Raw genomic sequence first — 18,438 nt, 5'->3', positions numbered from 1 at the left:
GTCCCTTCCTAGATCCGAAATGCAGGAGCTAATGACTCTGCATCTAGTAATTCCTTTAATTCCTCGTCTAATTTTAGTAGGGATACAGAGCATCCTGCCATTTCTAATGATGTCATATATTCGCCTACAAATGTTTTATAAATGCTAATCCCCTTATCCGCTAAAAGGGCATGAACCTTTTTGTTCACGATATAGAGTTCCATTTCCGGTGTTGCACCTAACCCATTTACTAATACAGCTACCTCACCAGAAAAATCATAGTCTTCCAGAATTTTCTCTGTTAACGTCGTAGCAATTTCATCGGCACTAGCTATTAATCCACGATTAATCCCCGGCTCTCCATGGATTCCCATCCCTATTTCCATCTCATCTTCCGCTAGCTGAAAGCTTGGTTTTCCTGCTGCAGGAACCGTACAAGGCGTCAAAGCCATCCCCATGGAACGGACATTGGCTACTACCTTTTCTGCAACAGATTTCACTTCTTCCAAGCTTGCGCCAGATGCAGCCTTTGCTCCTGCAAGCTTATGAACAAAAATAGTTCCGGCTATACCTCGTCGCCCCGTAGTAAATGAACTATCCTCCACAGCAACATCATCGTTAACAATGACCTTCTCCACTTGAATACCTTCCATTTCTGCGAGTTCTGCAGCCATTTCAAAATTCAACACATCACCGGTATAGTTTTTAATTACTAATAATACTCCTGCCCCACCATCTACTGCTTTTATTGCTTCCAACACTTGGTCAGGTGTTGGTGATGTAAACACCTCACCACAAACCGCAGCATCTAACATTCCCTTTCCTATATATCCAGCATGGGCAGGCTCATGTCCACTACCACCACCGCTAACAATAGCCACTTTTCCCTTTACCGGTGCATCCTTTCTCACTACTACAAATGTTTCAGGCACTTGCTTTAATGTAGTGGGATATGCAGCGATTAGTCCGTCCACCATATCTTGTACGACTTGATTGGCATCATTGATTATCTTCTTCACCTAGCGTTCCCCCTTTGTCTCTAAAGAGTATGAATGGCCCTAGCGGTTCATTCGTTAGGGCCAAATCTATTATCGTTTAAATTCTCTTGTAGCTGCCACGGCCTTTTGCCAACCGGCATATAAATGATCTTTTTCCTCTACATCCATTTGGTTTTCAAATGTTTTATCAATTTGCCATTGCTTAGCGATTTCTTCTTTATCCTTCCAATAACCCACAGCAAGCCCTGCAAGATATGCTGCCCCTAGTGCTGTTGTTTCTTGTACGACTGGGCGGTCTACTGGTACACCTAAGATATCACTTTGGAACTGCATTAAGAAATCATTCTTAACCGCGCCGCCATCGACACGCAAAGTTTTTAATTCAATTCCAGAATCTGCAATCATCGCATCCAGCACGTCCCTTGTTTGGTAGGCTAGCGACTCTAATGTAGCACGAATAAAGTGTTCTTTTGATGTGCCACGAGTTAAACCAAACACCGCTCCACGTGCATCACTATCCCAATACGGTGTACCGAGTCCGACAAATGCTGGTACTAAATATACCCCATCAGTCGACTCAACCTTTGAAGCATAATCTTCACTTTCTGGAGCATTCTTAATAATTCGTAGCCCATCCCGTAGCCACTGAATTGCAGAACCCGCAACAAAGATACTACCTTCTAAGGCATACTCTACTTTTCCATCAACACCCCATGCTAATGTTGTCAGAAGACCATGTTCTGACTTCACGCCTTCTTCCCCCGTATTCATAAGCATGAAGCAGCCAGTACCGTACGTGTTTTTTGCCATACCTGTTTCAAAGCAAGCTTGCCCGAATAACGCTGCCTGCTGATCCCCTGCAATTCCAGCAATCGGAACTTCATGACCGAAGAAATGGTAATCTACGGTATGGGCATAAACTTCAGATGACTGACGAACCTCTGGAAGCATTGATTTAGGAACGGTTAAGATTTCTAACAATTCATCATCCCATTTTAGCTCATAAATATTAAACATTAATGTACGGGATGCATTCGAATAATCTGTTACATGGGCTTTTCCACCGGAAAGCTTATACACTAACCATGTATCAATGGTTCCAAACAAAAGATCACCATTCTCCGCCTTTTCCCGTGCGCCTTCCACATGATCAAGTATCCACTTTACTTTTGTTCCTGAGAAATAAGCATCAATTAATAGTCCCGTCTTATCTCGAAATACCTCATTGTAACCCCTTTCATTCAATTCGTTGCATATATCTGCAGTTTGACGAGATTGCCAAACAATCGCTTTATAGACTGGTTTTCCTGTATTCTTATCCCATACAACCGTTGTTTCACGTTGATTCGTAATACCGATTCCCGCTACCTGACTTGGATCGGCATCGGCTTTTCTTAGTACCTCCGCAATACACGCTAATATCGAAGTCCAAATCTCGTTTGCATCATGCTCTACCCAACCTGGTTTCGGAAAAAACTGTTCGAATTCCCGCTGAGCTGTTTCTACAATTTCTCCCCTATGATTAAATAAAATCGCTCTCGAGCTTGTTGTACCTTGGTCTAAGGATAAAATAAATTTCTCTTCCATCAAGATATCCCTCCCTAATAATGACTATTATACCGCTTCTTTGTTAGTCTGACTTCTACTTGCTCCTTGTTTTTTAAAATCTTCATTCACTGCACCTACAATAACAAGTAACATTAATCCACTCATAATCCAAAATAATACAGAAAAGTTTCCTTGGAATATGGCGTGATAGAAAACTGCCCCATAAACACCACCAAAGATTGGCCCAAGCACTGGTATCCAGGAATAGCCCCAATCAGAGTCCCCTTTACCAGCAATAGGTAATAACGCATGAGCAATTCTTGGTCCTAAATCACGCGCAGGATTAATCGCATAGCCCGTAGGACCACCTAAAGACATTCCGATTGCAACAATTAACAGACCAACAATTAACGGATTTAGCCCCTCCGTAAATTCATTTGCCCCGATAAACATTAGGCCTAATAATAAAACAAATGTACCGATTGTCTCCGTTAAGAAGTTTGCAAACATGCTACGCTCTGCTGGTGCGGTCGAGAATACGGAAAGCTTAGTCGCAGGGTCATCCGTTTTACGCCAATGCGCAATATATGTTAAATATACAATAGCACCACCTATGATTGCCCCTAGCATTTGGGCTGTTACAAATAATGGAACCTTAGCCCACTCAAGCTCTCCAACAGAAGCAAAACCAATTGTTACTGCCGGATTGACATGTGCTCCTGAAATACTACCTACAGCATAAATTGCCATCGTTACTGCAAGACCCCATCCAATCGTAATAACTATCCAACCGGCGCCTTCTGCTTTGGAGTTTTTCAATACAACGCCCCCAACAACTCCTCCACCAAAAATAACCAAAATCATCGTGCCAATTAATTCCGCCATAAACTCTGACATCTTACCCAACACCCCTTTTTCAGTTTATAAGTCCTACAACAGGAAATTTGGCCTGTTTAGGAGAGTAAACTAGAACCAAATTTCCTATTTTAACTATATTCTATTAATCTAATGAACATGTCATTATCTTAAGAAAAAAACACATCGATACAGCTACTTCTTCTTGGAGAGGTGTGAATCTATTTTCGCTAATTATTAGCTGAAAAAGCCTACACTTTCCTTTCCCGTAAGTGTAGGCTTCAATTTGCTAGATATACTAATCTATTTCTTATTCTGCATGGGCACTAGCAGAAGCAGAAACACGATTTTTCACCGCACCATGAGGGTCAATAACAAATTTACGAGAAACGCCTCCATCAAATTGCTTATAACCATCTGGTGCCTCGTCAATAGAAATTAATGTTGCATTTACCGCTTTGGCAATTTGAGCTCTTCCGCTAAGTATTGCTTTCATTAGATCACGATTGTAACGCATTACTGGTGTTTGACCCGTTACAAAAATATGTGCCTTTGCAAATCCAAGTCCAAAGCGAATTTTTAATGTACCATCTTTCGCATCATCATCGACTGCACCAGGATCTCCTGTTACATACAATCCCGGGATACCTAGCCTTCCACCTGCTTTCGTAATCCCCATAATGGAGTTAAGTACAGTAGCTGGTGCTTCGCCGGCATTTTTACCATGACCACTAGCTTCAAATCCTACTGCATCAATAGCACAATCTACTTCAGGAACCCCTAGAATCTCGGCAATTTGCTCTCCTAAATTATCATGCTCACGTAGATTAATAGTTTCACATCCGAAACTTCTTGCTTGCTCGAGACGAGCCTCATTTAAGTCACCAACAATAACTACAGATGCACCTAATAGTTGGGCTGAATGTGCTGCAGCTAATCCTACAGGTCCAGCTCCTGCAACATATACAGTAGAGCCCATTTTGACTCCAGCACTTACCGCTCCATGGTAGCCAGTTGGGAAAATATCCGATAACATTGTTAAGTCTAGGATTTTATCTAATGCTTGCTCACGGTCAGGGAACTTAAGTAATTGGAAGTCCGCATATGGTACCATTACATATTCGGATTGTCCACCAACCCATCCCCCCATATCTACATAACCATAAGCAGATCCTGGACGATCCGGATTTACATTCAAGCAAATATGGGTATCCTGACTTTTACAATTTACACAACGACCACAGGCAATATTAAACGGTACGGAGACAATATCACCCTTCTTAATAAATTCAACATCGCTACCAACTTCTACTACTTCACCAGTAATCTCATGTCCTAAAACCAATCCACTAGGAGCAGTAGTACGACCACGCACCATATGCTGGTCACTACCACAAATATTCGTTGTAATAACCTTCAAAATAACCCCATGATTACATTTTCTCCCAACATTCAGTGGGTTTACACCAGGACCGTCTCGTAGCACTAAATCCGGATAGCCAATATCCCGTACCTCCACCTCACCAGGCTTCAGATAAACTACCGCTTTGTTACTCACATGAACCACTCCTTTATAATTGATGGATGTTATTTGTAAGCGATTACAGATTCTGACTCAACTATAACATCTTGTACCACTATTTTCAATAATCAGTAAATTATTTATTCATTTTATTTTATGATTACTTAACTCCTATTTCGACTATATTTTCATCATACATGTAGAATGTATAACGTATTGCTCGAATCTTGTCGAATTAACTTTCGGGAAGAGCGACTTTCCTAACAAAGGAAAAGGATCCGCCTCTAACATGTAGTAGCTCGTCCTTGTTTATTAGAAAATTCTTGTCTTGTGGTACATAAAGTGGATGCGTTTATTTTCTCATAGGATGGCTTGGTTCATTTTCTTTATAAAAAAAGTGAACCATTTTAAAAGATGATTCACTTTTTTTACTAGCTATTCCGTTATGTTAACCTGATATGTCCTTAACCAATAATCAATTTGACACAGATGAGCAATCAGTTGTGGTCCTTTCATCAATTGACCATACCAAGGATCTTTAAATTCCTTTCCTTCACTTTGAACAATTGCTTCGACCTTCTTTTTATCTAGAAATTCGAATAATGGTGCATCCTTATCCGAAAGTATTTCCTTCATCCAGTTTATTACTTGCTGTGTATATTCAGGCTGGAAGGTCTTTGGATAAGGACTTTTCTTACGGTATAAAATCTCATCTGGTAAAACTCCTTCTAAAGCCTTACGCAAAATTCCTTTTTCTCGATTATTATACATCTTCATCTCCCAAGGAATATTCCAAATGTATTCTACTAAATGATGATCAGCAAACGGAACCCGAACCTCTAGACTCGCCCCCATACTCATCCGATCCTTCCGATCAAGAAGCTGTTGCATAAACCAATGCATATTTAAATAGAATAATTCTCTTCTTCTTGCATCCTGCTCCCCTTCTCCATCTAATCGAGGAGTTTCTTCAATTGTCTCCCGGTACCGGTCATGCACATATGTCTTTAAATCAAGCTTTTCTTGCCATTTTGGCTTTAATAAATCAATTCTAGAATCAAGGGAACGTACCCATGGGAAGCCGTCCTCCGCCGAATCCGGGTCATGGAACCATGGATATCCACCAAATATCTCATCCGCACATTCACCAGATAAGCTTACCGTTGTATGCTTCTTCACTTGCTTACAGAACCAAAGTAAAGAGGAATCAATATCCGCCATTCCTGGTTGATCACGTAGTATAACCGCTTCTTTTAAGTAATGCGCCAACTCTTCCCCAGAAATTACCTCGTCATGATGAGCTGTTTCAAAAGCTTGCACCATTTTGTCTATAAATGGTTTATCACTGGAAGGCTGAAATTTACTAGCGACAAAGTGTTTATCATTTCCTTCATAATCAATCGAAAAAGTAGTTAGTGTCCCTCTCCCATTTTCCTTAAAATACTCCGATGCTACTGCGGTAATCGCACTAGAATCCACACCACCTGATAAGAAAGTAGATACCGGGACATCGGCTACTAACTGTCGCTGTACTGCATCAACAAATAGTTCTCTTACACGCTGAATCGTCTCTTCAATAGAATCCGTATGCTCTCTGCTCTCCACATTCCAGTAACGCCAAATCTTTAACCCATCCTTTGAATAGGTTAGTGAATGTCCTGCACGCAACTCTTTCATATGTTTAAAAATCCCATGACCAGGAGTTCTTGATGGACCTAATCCAAAAATTTCTGCTAAGCCACTATAATCAACTTCTGCTTTTACACTATCATGAGCCAATATCGCCTTTATTTCCGACCCAAAAAGAAAACGACTCTCATCTTCAAAATAAAATAAAGGTTTTACCCCTATTCGATCACGTGACATTAATAGCTGCTGTCTGGCATCATCCCATATCCCAAAGGCATAGATTCCATTAAGATAATCTACACATTCTTCCTTCCACTCGATATAGGAAGTGAGTAATACTTCTGTATCAGAAGTTGTCTGAAACGTATAACCTCGATTTAAAAGCTCTTTTCTTAATTCCTCTGTATTATATAACTCACCATTATAGACAAGTGTATACGTATTGCCACCAGCTTTCTTTTGCATTGGCTGTTTCCCACCTTCTAAATCCACAACCGCCAATCGCTTATGTCCAAATCCCACAAAAGTATTTAACCAAAGATTCGTATCATCTGGACCTCTTAATGACAACGTATCTGTCATACGTTGAAGTATTTCCTTTTCTTCACGCACAAAATTATTCCAACTCACAATACCGGTTATCCCACACATCGCTGCATTCACTCCTAATGAATTAATTGCACCGGTATTTTCCCTGTAATCAGGAAAAATAGGCCACATATCATCATATGCAAACAAATAAACGCACATGACAAACAACATAACATTATATGATTGGAAGGGTTTTCTATGCATGAAAAGATTTGGATAATTTGTTTGGGGTGCAATGTGCAAGTTTGGGTGGGGTGGGGGGCGGTAATTTGTAGTTTGGGCTCATCTTCTTCCTCTTTGGGCTCATGTTCTGCGGGTGTGGGACCATCTCCCCTTGTTTTGGGCGCATGTTCTCGGGGGATGGGACTATCTTCTTCCGTTTTGGGCTCATGTTCCCGCGGGGTGGGACCATCCCCCCTCACTTCAGGCCCATGTACCCGCGAATTGGGCTCATCTCCCCTCACCTCGGGCTCATGTACCCGCGGTTCGGGCGCATCCCCCTCACTTCGGGCTCATGTACCCGCGAATCGGGCGCACCCCGCCTCACTTCAGGCCCATGTACCCGCAGATTAGCTCATCTCCCCCCACCTCTTCTATCCACGAATCACCTGCGCCAGGACGCAAGCTTAAGTCATTAAAGCTAAATACATTAATCAATTACATTCACATATCGATTGATAAAATTTCGATAGGCGAAACCTTTAACTTCGTCCTCTGAATATTGTTTTAATAATTCATTTATTAAATTTTGATATTTTGAGGCGTCTTCTAAATCTGTGATAAAGGATGAGATACCGTCAAAGTCTGATCCAAACCCGATGTTCCGTACGCCACCGAGCTCACATAGATAGTCAATATGGCGAATGACATCTTCTATAGTCCCCTCTTGACGCTCATGGTTAATAAAAGGAGGCCAAAATACAACATCAATCATCGCATCCCGTTCAAACATCGCTTTAATCTGTTCATTATTTAAATTACGGGGATGTGAACAGAGGCTATACGCATTGGAATGACTTGCTATTGGATATTTTGCTAGTTCCATTACATCCCAAAAAGCTTTCACAGATAAGTGGGAAACATCTGTCAATACACCGTGCTCATTATTTAATTGGACAACCTCTTTACCAAATGCAGTAAGTCCCGCACCTCTAGGTTCTTCCACACCATCGGCACATAAATTAGCATTATTCCATGTAAGGCCAATGGACATGACACCTAAGCGGTAAAGCAGTCGGAGCTTTGCTAAATCATTACCAAAGGCATCTGCCCCTTCAAGTGTTAATACTGCACCGATTTCTCCATCTTTTAACTTCTTTATATCTTGCCATTCTTTAATATGCTTCATCTCTGGATTTGCTTCAAGAATATCGGTATAAAAAATATCAATTTGCTCAAGGGCTTGCTGCCATTTTGCTTCGACAGGAATGTCCGGCATAATAAAAATAGCAAAAAACTGTACCTTCACCTTTCCTTTTTTAAGAAACACAAGATTCGTATTTAACTCCTGTGCGTCCTTAAACTGAAGTGGCTTCTTATCATATTGTCTTTTGGAATATTGTATTTTTAATAAAGCGTCACAATGGGTATCGATTATATTCAATTTAATGATCCTTTCTCTATATGAAAAATATTACACATTCCCTTTGTAGCATGACTAGATTCATCTTAACAAAAGCATTTTCCCTGCCAGTATTGGCAGCACTACCGCATTTCCCTTAAGACAAGTTTTTCTTACAAGCGGAAACAAAACCGTTAAATATTGCCGCAGAGGGCGTGTCATTCGCCATAAACATATTTTCTGGATGCCATTGGAGTGCAAGAACAAACTCGTGTTCTGTACTTTCAATTGCTTCGATAACCCCATCACTGGCGGTTGCACATACTTGAAGGGGATTACGTACGTTTCGATTTGCTTGATGATGTCTACTATTTACCCTTAGTTCCGTTTTACCTGTTAAGCGATGCAAAAGGGAACCCTCCTTAACCCGAACAAAATGGGATCCGTAGTATTTCGGCGCATTCTGCCGGTGCTGTAGTAACGGACTTGAAATTTGTGCATAAATATCCTGATACATATCCCCACCTAATGCAATGTTTAATGTTTGACTTCCACGACAAACCCCAAGAATCGGTTTTTCCAACTCCAGCATTTTCTTCATGATCGATATTTCAAATGTATCTCGTTCTGGTAAGATTGTCCCAAGCTTCGGATGTGGTTCTTCCCCAAACAAAGTTGGATCAATATCGTATCCGCCAGTCGCATAAAGCCCATCTATCATCCCCGCTATCACTGTTACCTCTTCCTCCTGCTCGTAGTAAGGAAGTAAAACTGGGACTCCACCAGCTTTTAAAATAGCATTTACATTATCTTTTCCTTCATAATATACATCTCCATCAAGGTCTGTCGAAGTAATCACACCAATTAACGGTTTCATTTTGGCATCCTCCTCGTAACTCTTTTGATTACTATGATACACTTCCTTGTCATATAATGGGACTATTTTTTAGAAAAGATAAAGTTTTCTATCTTTTATTAGACAGCTATGCAAAAAGCTCCTTTAGCCACTAATCCCTTTCAAGCTTGATTTAACTTTCGGGATAGCGTCATGAGGAGCTTATAATGGGGAGTAAAACCCCCTAGCTTACTTCTTTCCGTTTACGACGAAAATGCCCTATGATTGGGAACAGGAATGATAATAAACCTAGAATTAATAATGTTAACGCTATCGGGCTATTGACAAAGACCATATAGCTTCCGTTAGAAATGGTTAGTGATTGTCTAAATGCTTGCTCCATCATACCACCTAAAATAAATGCTAGAATAAACGGTGGTGCCGGGAAGGAGAATAGTCGCATTAAGAATCCGATAACCCCAAATATGAGCAGCATATACAAATCAAAGGTGTTAAAACTAATTGCATACACCCCAATAATACTAAACATGATGACCAAGGAGATTAGTAATGGGCGTGGTATTTTTAGTATTTTAGAGATGTACGGAATCAATGGTAGATTTAAGATTAATAGAAATACATTACCGACATACATACTAGCAATAATGCCCCAAAAAATCTCTGGACGATCGGTCATTAACAGTGGTCCTGGTTGAACATTCAATACTAGAAAAGCCCCTAGCATAACAGCAGTTGTACCTGAACCAGGAATTCCTAAACTTAATAACGGGACAAACGCACCACTTGTCGCTGCATTATTCGCTGCTTCTGGTGCTGCAAGGCCTCTGACCGAACCCTTTCCAAACTCTTCTGGCTTTTTAGAAAGACGTTTTTCAGTAATATAACCGATAAAGGAAGCAATCGTTGCTCCGGCACCTGGTAGGACACCGAGAACAAAGCCTAGAAAAGATTGTCTCGTCATCGGTCCTTTCATCTCTTTAAATTCTTGTTTCGTAACCTTTAGACTTCCTAGCTTATGTTTATTATCAAAGGATAAATCCTTCCGCTTAATAATCAGTGTACAAACCTCAGCAAGCGCAAATAGTCCAAGAGCAATAACTAAAAAGTCAATCCCCTCTAGTAAATTAACATTTCCAAATGTAAAACGTTGGGTCCCAGTTTGTGCATCAATCCCAATCGTTACAACCATAAAGCCAATTACAGCTGAAATCAACGCCTTAATAGTAGAGCCTTCTGATAAACTCGTAATAGCGGTTAGACCTAAGAACATTAATGCAAAATAGGCCGGCGGATCAAACGATATCGCTACACTTGAAAGGACCGGTGCGAAAATCATAAGTAATACAACACTAATTGTACCACCGACGAAGGAGGAAATAGCTGCAATCGCTAATGCTTTTCCCGCTTTTCCTTGCTGTGCCATTGGATACCCATCAAAAGATGTTGCAACCGCTCCAGATACACCTGGTGCGTTTAATAAAATAGAGGAAGTAGAGCCACCAAATACCGCACCATAATAGACACCCGCCATCATAACAAGGGCTGGAGCTGGATCCATTCCAAATGTTATTGGAATCATAACTGCAATAGCACTAATTGGTCCGAGACCAGGCAGCATACCAATAAATGTTCCAACGAGAACCCCAATTAAAACGAACATAATCCCTTCAAGACTTAAGGCTACTTGAAAACCAGCTAAAATACCTTCAATCGATCCCATATGCTCCCTCCTTTAGAACGGCAATATTCCTTGTGGTAGATTTATCTTTAGAAAATTAGTAAATAAGAGGTACATGAATAGAGGAAACAAAATAGCTACAAGTCCATTCGTAAGATGTTTTTTATATCCTAAGAACCACGAACAACCGAATACAAATATAGTGGTTGTTACAACAAATCCTAATATTTCTAAGAAGAATATATATAAGAATACAAATGCGAAAACAGCTAGTAATACCCCAATATCTTTTTTAGGTATATTTCTACGTGCTTTTTGCTCCTCCGTTTCGGAATCCTTCGTAAAAAATAACCCAATCGATAGTGCAATCAATAAAAACCCTAATCCCTTTGGCACTACATCAGCATCGACAATTGAATAGGAAAAGGAAGGTAATTGATAAGCTAGTATGAGATATAAAGTGGCAAGCACTAGTAATACTAGACTTACTCGTTGGTTTAATGATTTAAACATACTTTCACCACCTCTATATAAATAAAAAATAAACGGTGGAAGTCAATGACATGGGAATCATTGACTTCACAAAATAGCTATTTTACTGACTTAGTCCTAGCTCATCTAATAAGATTTGAACAGTATCATTTTGCTCATCTAAGAAAGCCTTATAATCTTCCGTACCTAAGAACATTTCATCCCAGCCATATTGGTGACGAATCGTAGCAAATTCCTCTGATTCACTTAACTCCTTAAATTTTGCTTCATAGTAAGCAACTGCTTCCTCATCCATATTTGGTGGTCCAAAGAACCCACGCCAGTTAACAAATGAAGCGTCAATTCCTTGCTCCATCGCAGTTGGGAAATCTTCTAGAACTTCTCCAGATAATCTTTCTTCTGCCGTAATACCAAGAACCTTAATAGTCCCAGCTTTTACTTGTTCTACTGTTTCCGCAACACCAGTTGAAAATACTTCAACACTACCATTTAATAACTGGGTTAACCCAACGCCATCCGGGTCGGTAACATATTTAACTTTCGTAATGTCAACACCTGCTGCCTTGGCAATCTGTACGAATTGGATATGGTCCATACTACCTGGTGAGGATGTTCCAACTACCGAAATACTCTCTGGATCCGCTTTCATATCTTGAAACAATTCATTTAAGTTATCCCATGGTGCGTCTGCTCGAACAGCGAACGCTCCATAATCGGCAATAACATTAGCAATCGGTGTGAAGTCATCATACCCATATTCTGATTGTCCGTTTAATGGAACTAGAATAATAGGTGGTGATGCAACAAATAAGTGATGGTTGCTTCCATCCTGTCCTGCAACATATGCCCAACCGACAGCACCACCGCCACCAGGCTTATTAATTAAGCCAATACTTTCATCCATAATTCCTGCTTCACTAAATACTTTAGCAGCCATCCTTGCTGTTGTATCCCAGCCACCACCTGCTCCAGCTGGTGCAACCATTTCAATGGCTCTATCTGGCTCAAACTCTCCCGATTCATTATCCCCAGAAGTGTTATTCGCCGAACAAGCAGCAAGAATCGTTACTAAGATAACAATTGAAAAAAATGCTACATACTTCTTCATATTTATATCCCCCTTAAAATTCTGAAAAATCAGTGCTTGTTTTCCACTATAATTCACTACCAATTAAATGTAACCGTTTTCAAAATAATGAATAAAAAAATAAAAAAATACATTGTGTTCATTTTGTTCACAGAAAAGAGACTGTCGCCATTAATCAGTCTCCCTTGTTTACTACATGATATTTTCTTTCAGGTCGTCCCACAATCCCATATTCTAATTCCGCCGCTACTTCTCCTACCGAAATTAGATACTCTAAATATCTTCTAGCAGTGGTACGTGATGCACCTATCTTTGCTCCCATCTCTTCTGCTGTTATTCCCCCTTTTAACGAGTTTATAATGTCGGATACCTTCTCTAATGTTAATGGATCAATTCCTTTAGGGGTTTCTTTCTGGTCTAATGTAGCCGATTGGTGGCCAAAGTACTTATCTAAAAATGATTGATCAACCTCCTTTTTCCTCTCGAGGTTTTCCATCATTTCCCGGTAGCGTTCCAATGTCTCAATAAACCGTTCCATTTTTACTGGCTTAATAATATAGTCAAACACGCCATTTCGAATGATTTCACCCACCAAATCTGTTTCCGTAGCCGCCGTAACCATAATAAAATCAATATGTGAATTTGTTTCTCGAATCGTATCGATTAGATTCGCTCCGAGAATATCTGGCAAGTAGACATCTAAGATTACTAAATCTACACGCTTCTCAGCTATTAGCTGGATGGCTGTCTCTCCATTTAATGCTTTGCCAACTACCCGAAAGCCCGAAACCTTTCCAATAAACGCCTCATGAATTTTAGCGATTCGAAAATCATCTTCCACTATGACAACATTAATCATATTCTTCCCCCGATTTTCCTTGTTTTGGAATAAATACGGAAAACACTGCTCCCCCACTTGGTTGATTATGAACTTCAATTTGGCCGCCTAGCTCCTCCACCGTATCCTTAACAATGGCTAGACCATATCCTCTTTCTACATCATTCTTGCTGGAATAACCTAGTTCGAATAGCTTTTGTACATTCTTATCTGGTACACCATCACCAGAATCCGCTATCTCGAAGACAATATCCGTTCCTATATCTGTCCCAAAAAAAGTAACTTCTTTCTTTTCCTTTTTCTCGACTACCTCCAATGCATTATCTAGTAAATTTCCTAGAATGGAAATCATCTTGGCCATATCTATATGCTTAGGCAACTCGCTAATATAACTGTTTCCATCTACTTTAAACTCAACCTTCTTCTCCGACGCTTTCCCCATCTTGCCCAACAATATTGCTTGTATTGTTCGGTCCTTTATCTGTTCCATTAATATTCTATTAGCATGAATCGTTGCCTTTGATTCTAGTTGGATTAGATCAATTGCTTCTTTATAATGTCCTAATTGTAACAGTCCAGATAGGACATAGAGTTTATTCGTATACTCGTGGGTTTGTGCCCGTAGATCTTCTGAGTATTTTCTTACTTCTGATAGCGTATTGAGCATTTCATTAATTTCTGTTTTATCCCGAAAGCTCGCTACCACTCCAACTACGTTTTGCTTCTCATCCAGTATCGGTGTTCGATTAACAATTACAAGACGGTTATTTAACACCATTTCATCATCTTTGACTGCCTTCCCTGATTTTAAAACGTCATACATTTTAGTATTAGGAAACACTTCTTCAACTCTTTTATTCGTATAATTATCGATTAATCTAAGTATCTTCTGGGCAGATTCATTCATAACCGTAATTCTTCCATGAGAATCTATTGCAATGATCCCTTCTTTTATCGATGACAAAATAGCACTTCTATCCTGAAACAATGATGCTATTTGATAAGGTTCTAGACCGAACGTGTCTTTTCGTATATTACGGGCAAGCATCACACTGCCAATGATCCCCAACATTATAATCACTACTGCCGAGCCACTAAATTTTTGTAAGCTATTATAAATAATCGCTCGAATATCATCGAGCATAAATCCAACAGAAATAATGCCAACTACTTCTCCATCCTGATTGAAAACTGGAGCTTTTCCTCTTAGTGATGGACCTAAGCTACCATCTGCTTTGGAAATATAATATTCTCCATTGATTAACGCTCGATCATTATCACCACCAACCATCCGTTCCCCAATTCTCTCTACATCTGGATGTGCATAACGAATACTATCTGCATTTCCAATCACAATAAACTCTGCCCCAATTACCTCTCTAATTTCTTCCGCGATTGGTTGGAGAACCTCTGATGGACTTTCCAGTTCAAACGCTTCCACTACAGTTGGTATGATGGATATCGTCATTGCGGCATTTAAAGCACGCTCCCCAATATGTCTCTCTGTATCCTTTGACTCTAAATAGGCGAAAATACCGATAAGAGAAATTGTAATAAACGTAATTAAACTAATAATTAACACTAGTATTTTGGATTGTAAGGATATTTTCTGCAAGAAGCACCACCCTAGAGCATTAATATTCTAAATTCACCATATTCATAGTGTTATTTAAATACTGAAGATTACGTGAAGTAATGTACAATTTGATTGTAACGTACGATAAAACCATTTAAAAAGGGGCCTCCATAATGGAAGCCCCTTTCCAGAGCATACTACTTGTTCCCGTTTTGCATACTCTGTTCAGCGATTTTGATCATTCGTTTGACCATCTCGCCACCCACGGATCCGTTTTCACGTGCAGTTGTGTCCGCACCAGGCTGAACACCAAGTTCATTTGCAATTTCCTCTTTCATTTGGTCAATTGCATTCCTTGCACCAGGCACTAACAATTTATTATTGTTTCTAGCCAAAACCGATCACTCCCTTGTGGGTAATGGAACAGAAGATTCTGTTCCCTATTAGGGTGCGAATAATGATTACTTATTATACTTTTGTTGAAGTTAACATAAGCTTGACAGCACTTTTCCACTACTCTATATTTTTAATAATAAGACTCTTCTAATATAAATCACAAGTATTGGGGGCTACATGATTGAACGTTTATGAAGATGCTACAGAAAGCGAAGAGCGTATCAACGAACTGATTCAAAATGTAGAGGAAAAATATTTTATCGGTAGAAGTAAGGAATTAACTTTCTTTCAAGAGTATATTCAAGCAGACAATCCAGATCAAAAAATCATCCATTTTTATGGTGAAGGTGGAATCGGTAAAACCTATTTATTACATGAATTTGCTAGAGTTGCAAAACAAAAACAGATTCCTTTTTTCCTGCTCGATAGTCAGGACTTTGTACAAAACGTTCAAGGGTTTATTGATCATCTATATCAAGCTTTGGCTTGTCATCAAAACGAACCATTGAACTATTCACCACAAATAAGCTTACAAGATTGTCTTTCTCTAATTGATCGGTTTCAATGTCGAGTAATCATTACAATAGATACATTTGAACAAATGGAGTTAGAACGTTGGTTTCGAAATACCTTTATTCGATATTTACATCCAAGTGTCACGATTATTCTAGCAGGAAGAAAACCATTAATCGGAGAATGGCTGGAATCCCCTGCATGGAGAAAAATTACTAGACAGATAAAATTAGAACCCTTTACCGTGGAGGAAACAAGTAATTTACTGGAACTAAATGGTTTTAATAATAATCAAGAAATAAGAAAAATATGGGAGTTTACAAAAGGTAATCCATTACTATTAACACTTGCTACTATAATTAATCTCTCAGAAGAAGAGCATAATCAAAGTTTTAACAATAACATAGATATTTTGACTACCCTTACCAAAAGATGGTTAAGAGAGGTAACCAATGAAGGGTTAACAAGAATGGTAGAAGCTGCTGCCATGTTTCATCAATTTGATCAACATTGTCTATCCGAGGTACTCAATCGTGAAATACCTAATCAGGAATTCTACGAACTTACCTCCCTATCATTTGTAAAACGGTCTCGCAGGGGATGGAGTATACATGATTTAGTTCGTGATGCTATTCGGATAGAACTCCAACAACGTAATCCCAACCAATATGAACGAATAAATAAAAAGATTATTGATTTTTATTACCATCGAATTGCCAAACGACCAACGGAAGAAGATATTGCTTCTTTTTTTTATCATCTTGGAGATGATGTTATTCAATCGGTCTTCTTTCACGATGCCTTTGATAACGCTATGTATTTAGAACCGATTGGCGACCATAATTTTCATGCTGTAGAGGATTTTTTTGCCTATCTAAAAAATAATCCAACCATGACAAAGACTCATTATTTCAATCGAACAACTAACCATTCCTTCCAATTCCAATCACCAGTTGTACATAAACAACATGAGCTGGAATTAGTTGGACCTGCATACATCAAAAAAATCGGCTATAGTGGTTCAAGCCTACTAAAAAATATACACGATGAGGTAATTGGTATATCTGTTATTGTTCCAGTTAACGAACAGACATTACCTTTCCTTGCAACTCAGCCTGTTTCTAGTGCATATTTTGGTAATTTGACCAGGGAAGAAACAGAATTTTATAATGTACCAGTAGAAAAGACTGCCGGATATTATATCCGTTACCAAGAATATAAAGATCCAACAGATAATTCTGCCCGTTCCTTTTTATTATATAGTCTCTTACCATTAATCTTTTCAGGTGGAAAAATTGCTACATCCACCCCTTTACGATTCTATCAGGATTTGCTATACAAATTTGGATTTCAAACCGTTCCAGGGGCAGAGCATCGTGATTTTCAAACAGATGGCCCTACCCCGACATTCTTATTGGATTTAAGTGGACCGAGGCTACTACCATATCTCAAGCAATTCCTACACGATATCACGCAACAACAGAAGTTAGATATTTTAGCAGAAAAGTTCTCCTTAACGGAAAGGGAACAGGATATTACAAAATTGATTTTAGAAAACAAAACGATTGCTGAAATTGCTAGTGAATTATTCATTGCCCAAATCACGGTCAAAAAAAGTCTAAGCAGGATATATCATAAAGCAAATGTCCGAAATAGAAGCCATTTCTTAAAGAAAATGATGGATATTCTATAGAAAAGACGTCTCCAAGAGCCTGAATTCTTTGGATGACGTCTTTCGCTTTAATCGATTAAATTATGCTCTGAGCAAAAGAGATTATTCGGGTCATACTCCTTTTTAAGCACTACTAATTTATCCGCAATGGTTCGATAGGTGTTTCGAATTACTTCCTCGTTAACCTGTGAGCTATTTAAATAAGAGATTTGATGATAAGAATAAGGAAGAAGCTTTTCATATAAATTATCGAACCATGTTTGCGTTTTTGATGGATCGCTACTAATCTCCGCTTCAATTACTACGAGATAGCTCGCATCACGAATATAAAATGCTGTTTCTTGATGCGGGATTTGGTTTACTTTACCATGCAGCTCGACAAGATGAATAACGACGAGTAATTCACTGTTATTTACTTCATCCATAAGCAGTTGAATAACATTTGGATGTAATTCATTAAAGAATAAAGAAATCCCTTCGAACGTAAACCCCTCGCGAATATACGAATCAAATTTACAATGCATGTCACGATACAAGGTGATTTCCGTATTGTCAGTAAGTGGTGTAGCTAGCTCCAATAACGGTTGAATTATTTCCTGCTCTGTCTTTAGATTTAACTCTCCGACATACATCCCAACCAACCTGAC

At 39.2% G+C, this 18,438-nt stretch carries 15 protein-coding genes; 1 reads left to right on the top strand and 14 read right to left on the bottom strand.

The features are described 5' to 3' along the window. Positions 1-8 precede the first annotated feature (8 nt). The 13 genes from dhaK to MKY78_RS14555 all read right to left on the bottom strand — a co-directional run bounded on the left by dhaK (position 9) and on the right by MKY78_RS14555 (position 15,605). Positions 9-998, bottom strand: coding sequence for a dihydroxyacetone kinase subunit DhaK (gene dhaK / locus MKY78_RS14615; protein WP_339213673.1), 990 nt, complete (start codon positions 996-998; stop codon positions 9-11). Positions 999-1,067: 69 nt separating this feature from the next. Further along, positions 1,068-2,564: a glycerol kinase GlpK gene (glpK, locus tag MKY78_RS14610; RefSeq protein ID WP_339213672.1), complete on the bottom strand. Its 1,497-nt coding sequence runs from the start codon at positions 2,562-2,564 to the stop codon at positions 1,068-1,070. 27 nt (positions 2,565-2,591) lie between these two features. Beyond that, entirely contained in the window at positions 2,592-3,422 is an 831-nt protein-coding gene (locus MKY78_RS14605) for an MIP/aquaporin family protein (RefSeq protein ID WP_339213671.1), read from the bottom strand. 268 nt (positions 3,423-3,690) lie between these two features. Then, positions 3,691-4,938 carry a formaldehyde dehydrogenase, glutathione-independent gene (gene fdhA, locus MKY78_RS14600; protein ID WP_339213669.1) on the bottom strand — a complete coding sequence of 416 codons (1,248 nt, stop codon included), beginning with the start codon at positions 4,936-4,938 and terminating at the stop codon, positions 3,691-3,693. 399 nt (positions 4,939-5,337) lie between these two features. Then, positions 5,338-7,182 (bottom strand): asparagine synthase (glutamine-hydrolyzing), encoded by a 1,845-nt coding sequence (asnB, locus tag MKY78_RS14595; RefSeq protein ID WP_339217923.1) that lies wholly within the window; start codon positions 7,180-7,182, stop codon positions 5,338-5,340. A 589-nt stretch (positions 7,183-7,771) separates the two neighbouring features. Further along, a complete protein-coding gene (locus MKY78_RS14590; RefSeq protein ID WP_339213667.1) occupies positions 7,772-8,725 on the bottom strand; it encodes a dipeptidase in 954 nt (317 codons plus the stop codon). A 115-nt stretch (positions 8,726-8,840) separates the two neighbouring features. Further along, the gene (locus tag MKY78_RS14585; protein ID WP_339213665.1) at positions 8,841-9,560 is read right to left on the bottom strand and encodes a gamma-glutamyl-gamma-aminobutyrate hydrolase family protein; all 720 of its coding nucleotides are present in this window, start codon (positions 9,558-9,560) and stop codon (positions 8,841-8,843) included. A 202-nt stretch (positions 9,561-9,762) separates the two neighbouring features. Continuing rightward, on the bottom strand, positions 9,763-11,259 hold the full coding sequence (locus tag MKY78_RS14580) for a tripartite tricarboxylate transporter permease (protein ID WP_339213664.1): 1,497 nt from the start codon (positions 11,257-11,259) through the stop codon (positions 9,763-9,765). A 12-nt stretch (positions 11,260-11,271) separates the two neighbouring features. After that, positions 11,272-11,730 (bottom strand): tripartite tricarboxylate transporter TctB family protein, encoded by a 459-nt coding sequence (locus tag MKY78_RS14575; protein WP_339213663.1) that lies wholly within the window; start codon positions 11,728-11,730, stop codon positions 11,272-11,274. An 82-nt stretch (positions 11,731-11,812) separates the two neighbouring features. Continuing rightward, entirely contained in the window at positions 11,813-12,817 is a 1,005-nt protein-coding gene (locus MKY78_RS14570) for a tripartite tricarboxylate transporter substrate binding protein (RefSeq protein ID WP_339213662.1), read from the bottom strand. Positions 12,818-12,971: 154 nt separating this feature from the next. Continuing rightward, a complete protein-coding gene (locus MKY78_RS14565) occupies positions 12,972-13,655 on the bottom strand; it encodes a response regulator (protein ID WP_339213661.1) in 684 nt (227 codons plus the stop codon). Continuing rightward, positions 13,648-15,249, bottom strand: coding sequence for a sensor histidine kinase (locus MKY78_RS14560; RefSeq protein WP_339213659.1), 1,602 nt, complete (start codon positions 15,247-15,249; stop codon positions 13,648-13,650). The genes MKY78_RS14565 and MKY78_RS14560 overlap by 8 nt, the downstream gene beginning before the upstream one ends. A gap of 158 nt (positions 15,250-15,407) precedes the next feature. Next, positions 15,408-15,605: an alpha/beta-type small acid-soluble spore protein gene (locus tag MKY78_RS14555; protein ID WP_186870426.1), complete on the bottom strand. Its 198-nt coding sequence runs from the start codon at positions 15,603-15,605 to the stop codon at positions 15,408-15,410. Between the two features lie 182 nt (positions 15,606-15,787). Here MKY78_RS14555 and MKY78_RS14550 point away from each other — a divergent pair, with 182 nt between their 5' ends. Further along, on the top strand, positions 15,788-17,812 hold the full coding sequence (locus MKY78_RS14550; protein ID WP_339213657.1) for a LuxR C-terminal-related transcriptional regulator: 2,025 nt from the start codon (positions 15,788-15,790) through the stop codon (positions 17,810-17,812). 47 nt (positions 17,813-17,859) lie between these two features. Here the strand turns inward: MKY78_RS14550 and MKY78_RS14545 are convergent, their stop codons facing one another. Next, entirely contained in the window at positions 17,860-18,423 is a 564-nt protein-coding gene (locus tag MKY78_RS14545; protein WP_339213656.1) for a BBE domain-containing protein, read from the bottom strand. Positions 18,424-18,438 lie beyond the last annotated feature (15 nt).

It is taken from the genome of Ornithinibacillus sp. FSL M8-0202 (assembly GCF_037975285.1).
Taxonomy (GTDB): domain Bacteria; phylum Bacillota; class Bacilli; order Bacillales; family Amphibacillaceae; genus Ornithinibacillus; species Ornithinibacillus massiliensis.
This window is presented reverse-complemented; position numbering and strand designations above follow the sequence as displayed.